This window comes from Geminicoccus flavidas, assembly GCF_009806515.1.
GTDB lineage: Bacteria > Pseudomonadota > Alphaproteobacteria > Geminicoccales > Geminicoccaceae > Geminicoccus > Geminicoccus flavidus.
Genome location: NZ_WUJP01000723.1, coordinates 1 through 4,620, shown reverse-complemented (window position 1 = coordinate 4,620; position 4,620 = coordinate 1). Strand labels below are relative to the sequence as shown.

Genomic DNA, 4,620 nt, shown 5'->3' with positions numbered 1-4,620 from the left:
CGATCGCATCGCGCTCGCCCTGGCCGAGATCGGTGCGATCGCCGAGCGGCGCATCGCGCTCCTGATCGACCCCGGCTTCTCGCTCCTCCCAGCCTTCCTCACCCCCGCACCCGGGCTGAACTCCGGCTTCATGATCGCCCAGGTGACGGCGGCCGCCCTGCAGATGGAGAACAAGCACCTGGCGGGTCCGGTGGCCGTGGAAAGCCTGCCGACCTCCGCGAACCAGGAGGACCATGTCAGCATGGCCACCTACGCCGCGCGCCGGCTGATCGAGATGAACGACAACCTCGCCCATCTCCTGGCCGTGGAGCTGATGGCGGCCTGCCAGGGCATCGAGTTCCGCCGCCCGCTGCGCTCGTCGCCGGCCCTCGAAGCGGCGATCGCGACCGTGCGGGAGCTCAGCCCGAAGCTCGAGGACGACCGGATGCTCGCGCCCGAGATCGCGACGCTGGCCGCTGCCGTGCTGGCCGGCCGGCTGGCCGGCGCATGACCCTGCCCTCCCGGTGGCCCCGATGAACCAGCCCAGCCTCGAACAGGTGCTGGGAGTCGCCGCCCTGGCGATCCTCCTGGCCGCCAGCTACCTGGTGGTGGCACCGTTCCTGTCCGCTACCGCCTGGGCGGTCATCCTGGTCTACACGACCTGGCCCGCCTATCGCTGGCTGCGCCAGCGCCGTCTCTCCCCGAGCCTGGCCTCGCTCACCATGGTCACCGGTGCCCTGCTGATCCTGGTGGTGCCGCTCGCCGCCCTGGTGCCGTCAATGGGCAACCAGATGACGCTCGGCATCCGCTGGATGCGCGAGGTCTTCGCCACCGGCCTGCCGCCCCCGCCCGGCTGGGTGGAAGCGGTGCCGCTGGTGGGCCCGCTGATCGCCGAGGAGTGGCGGGACGCGGCCCAGAGCGGCTTCGCGATCCTGCGCTACCTGACCCCCTATGCCGAGAACCTGGCGCAGCTCGCACTGACCGCAGGGCTCGGCATCGGCACCGGGCTCCTGGAGCTCGCGTTCAGCCTGGTGATCATGTTCTTCCTCTACCGCGACGGCGAGGCGGTGGCAGGCCGGGTCCAGGGCGGGCTGGAACGGCTGACGGGCGCGCGGGCCAAGCGGCTCCTGGATGTCGCCGGCAGCACGGTCAAGGGCGTGGTCTATGGCATGCTCGGCACCGCGGTGATCCAGGGTGTGGTGGCCGGCATCGGCTACTGGCTGGCAGGCCTGCCAGCGCCGGCCTTCCTGGGCATCCTGACCGCTGTGCTGTCGCTGACCCCGATCGGTCCGCCGCTGGTCTGGGTGCCTGCGGCTCTGTGGCTGTTCCAGCAGGACGAGACATTCTGGGCGATCTTCATGATCATCTGGGGTGCCGTGCCGGTATCGAGCTCGGACAACGTCATCCGGCCCTGGCTCATCCACAAGGTCGGCGCCACCAAGACTCCTCTCCTCCTGGTCCTGATCGGGGTGCTGGGTGGCGCCTTCGCGTTTGGCCTGCTCGGCGTATTCTTGGGGCCGACGCTACTGGCGGTGGTCTACATGTTGGTGCTGGAATGGACCCAGCAGCGCCGGCACGGCCGGCCGGCGCGGATCATCCTGCCGGACTGACCGCACGCCTATCCTGGCCCCGACTGGCCGCCCAGGCTTCCAGCCCCGGCAGGAGCCGGCCGCTGGCTGCGATCTGGCGGAACTGTTCGGCCTCCAGCGCCAGCCCGTCGGCGATGCTAAGATCGAGGCCGCCCGTGGCGGCCGCGAGCACCGCGGCGATCGCTTCCGGGCTGTGGCGCAGGATGCGCCCGGCCAGTTCGCGTGCCGCAGGCAGCAATTGCTCGTGCGGCACCACCTGGTTGACCAGCCCGATCTCCAGCGCGTGGGCTGGGCTGAACGGCTCGCCGCTCAACAGGAGGGCCAGTGCCCGCTTGCGGCCGGCAAGGCGCGGCAGCCGCTGGGTCCCGCCGAAGGTCGGCGGCATGCCCAGCCGGATCTCCGGCTTGGCGAAGCTCGCTCGCTCGCTGGCCAGTGCCAGCGGTGCCGCCTCGGTGATCTCGCACCCGCCCCCATAGGCCAGCCCGTTCACCGCCACGATCACCGGCTTGGGGAACCGCTCGATCCGCGTGGTCAACCGCTGGCCGCGCAGGACGAAATCGCGCAGGGCCGTGACGGCGCCGGCCCGGACGCTGCCGGTGAACTCGTGAATGTCGGCGCCCGCCGAGAAGGCCCGCTCCCCGGCACCGGTCAGGATCACTGCCCCCACCCCGCCATCCGCCTCGAACCCGTCGAGCAGCGCCTGGAGGCGGTCGACCGTGGCATAATCCAGGGCGTTCAGCCGGTCTGGCCGGTTCAGGGTCACCAGGGCGATGCGCTCCGCCACCTCGACCAGCACGTTCATGACGATCCCTCCTGCTGCTGCCGGATGCTCCGATCGCCTGCAGGCTAGTGCGGGCCGCCCGCTTGTGGATACTCACTGGTCGGTATACCTCGGACCCATGGCCCCTGCCCTTCCCAGCACCAGGTCACGCATCATCGCGGCGGCGAGCCGGCTGTTCTACGCCCAGGGAATCCGGGCGGTGAGCGTCGATGCGGTGGCGGCACAGGCCAAGGTGACCAAGCGGACGCTCTACTACCACTTCCGCAGCAAGGACGAGCTGGTCGCTGCCTATCTGGAGGCCCGTGACCAGCCGAACCTCGCTTTGTTCCAGCGCTGGTTCGCCGAAGCCGGGGGCGCGCTGCCGCTCAAGGTCCAAGCGATCTTCCAGCGGCTAGCGCACACGGTGGCGCAGCCCCGCTGGAAGGGCTGCGGCTTCCTGCGGACGGCTGCGGAGCTCGCCAATCTGCCGGGCCACCCGGCGATGCGCATCGGTGCTGCCCACAAGAAGCGCTTCGAGGTCTGGCTGGCAGAGCAGCTCGCAAGCGGCGAGCTGCCGGAGCCGGGGCTGCTCGCCCGGCAGGTCGTGCTCCTGCTGGATGGCGGCTTCGCTGTAATCCTGCTGCACCGCGACCCCGCCTACATGGAAGCGGCCGGCGAGGCGGCGCGCGCCCTGCTGGAGGCCGCGGCGGTGCGGGCCGGTCAGCCCGGGGCCGCCTGACGAGGGAACCGGGACCGACCCCTCCGGGTTCTTGCCGAACATAACAGGAACACCGAGGACCAGATGAGCAACGCCGCAGACAACCCGAAGCTGGACCCGCATCCCGGCTCGAACACGGAGAAGGATCCGGACGACTGGGTGTCGGGTGACGAGCCGATGACCGGCGCCCAGGCCTCCTATCTCACCACGCTGTGCGAGGAGGCCAAGGTCGAGCCGCCCGACGGCCCGCTCACCAAGGCCGAGGCGTCCCGGCTGATCGACGAGATCAAGGGCAAGGTCGGCCGCTGAACTCGGCTCATATGGGCGGGCGTCAGCCCGCGGTGAGCCGGCCCAACGAGCGCACCACCGCACCGACTACCGCGGGGTCTACCGTCGCCTCGTTCTCGGCCCGGGTCAGGACGCCGCGGTAGCGCTCGATCGCGGCCTTGCGCCGTTCCGGCCAGGATTCCAGCGTCTCGCCCTTGGTGAGCAGGTCGTGGGCGGCACGGCGCAGCATCTCCGCCAGCTCGTCGCGCAACGCCGCCTTGGCCTCGTGGTCCCAGGCACTGCGCACGGCGATCCGGTCGACTAGTTGCGCGATCCGCCCGGTATCCAGCATCTCGTCCAGCGCCAGGCGCACGCGCGCCGCCTCCTCGACCGCGATGCCGGTATCGTGGGCGATGCGCAGCACGTCGAGCAGCACGGTGGCCAGCGGCAGCACCGCCAGATGGTCGATCGCCTCGACCGGCAGGTCCAGCCCCTGCAGCTCCTCGCAGCGCCCGCGCAGCCACTGGGCGAAGCTCGGCGGCGCCAGCTGCTCGATCTGGGTCCGGAGCGCATGGATGCCGCCATGGAGCCGCTCGATCGTGTCGGCCAGCGGCAGGCTTGCCAGGTCGTGCACGATCGTCCAGCGCACGGCCAGTGCCGTTGTGCGGGTGAGCTCGGTCAGCAAAGCGAGCTGCGCCGGCCCGCTGGCGGCCGGGAGCTGCTCCACCGCACCCCAGACCGGCAGCAGCTCGAACACCTCGCGCACGATCAGGTAGCCGCGGGCGATCTCGTCGACGGTGGCGCCGGTCTCATCGGCGAGATCACGCACGAAGGAGATGCCGGCCCGGTTGACCATGCCGTTGGCCAGGCGGGTGGCGACGATCTCCCGCCCCAGGCGGTGCCGGGCGATGGCCTCGGGAAAGCGCTTGCGCAGCGGCCGCGGGAAATAATGCAGCCGCTCCTGGGATAGATAGGGATCGTCCACGGCCGTGCCGGTGCACAGCCCGTCGAACAGGTCCATCTTGGCATAGGCCATCAGCACGGCGAGCTCCGGCCGGGTCAGGCCCTGGCCCTCGCGGCGCCGCTCGGCCAGCTCCTCGTCACCCGGAAGGAACTCCAGGCTGCGCACCAGCCGGCCGCTGCGTTCCAGCGAGCGGATCAGGCCGATCTGCGAATCCATCAGCTCCAGGCCACGCTGCTCGGTCGTGGACAGCGCCAGGTTCTGCAGCGTGTTGTCGCGCAGGACCATGGCCGCGACCTCGTCGGTCATCTCGCGCAGGAGCAGGTCGCGCTGCTTGCGAGTGAGG

At 70.7% G+C, this 4,620-nt stretch carries 5 protein-coding genes and 1 pseudogene; 4 read left to right on the top strand and 2 right to left on the bottom strand.

Annotated features, from left to right (window positions below):
* Positions 1-490 (top strand): aromatic amino acid lyase (locus EQG76_RS20720; RefSeq protein ID WP_159716234.1); only part of this gene is annotated, 490 nt, incomplete at its 5' end.
* Between the two features lie 22 nt (positions 491-512).
* The gene (locus EQG76_RS20715; protein ID WP_159716233.1) at positions 513-1,589 is read left to right on the top strand and encodes an AI-2E family transporter; all 1,077 of its coding nucleotides are present in this window, start codon (positions 513-515) and stop codon (positions 1,587-1,589) included.
* Here the strand turns inward: EQG76_RS20715 and EQG76_RS20710 are convergent.
* Positions 1,573-2,370 (bottom strand): crotonase/enoyl-CoA hydratase family protein, encoded by a 798-nt coding sequence (locus EQG76_RS20710; RefSeq protein ID WP_200840981.1) that lies wholly within the window; start codon positions 2,368-2,370, stop codon positions 1,573-1,575. The two genes, EQG76_RS20715 and EQG76_RS20710, sit on opposite strands and share 17 nt — an antisense overlap.
* A gap of 97 nt (positions 2,371-2,467) precedes the next feature.
* On the opposite strand from EQG76_RS20710, the gene EQG76_RS20705 reads away from it, so the two are divergent.
* Together EQG76_RS20705 and EQG76_RS20700 are read left to right on the top strand one after the other, a co-directional pair.
* Entirely contained in the window at positions 2,468-3,067 is a 600-nt protein-coding gene (locus EQG76_RS20705) for a TetR/AcrR family transcriptional regulator (RefSeq protein WP_159716232.1), read from the top strand.
* A 63-nt stretch (positions 3,068-3,130) separates the two neighbouring features.
* On the top strand, positions 3,131-3,355 hold the full coding sequence (locus tag EQG76_RS20700; RefSeq protein WP_159716231.1) for a DUF3072 domain-containing protein: 225 nt from the start codon (positions 3,131-3,133) through the stop codon (positions 3,353-3,355).
* A 22-nt stretch (positions 3,356-3,377) separates the two neighbouring features.
* Here EQG76_RS20700 and EQG76_RS20695 read toward each other — a convergent pair.
* Positions 3,378-4,620, bottom strand: a pseudogene (locus EQG76_RS20695) (NAD-glutamate dehydrogenase domain-containing protein); the annotation flags it as partial.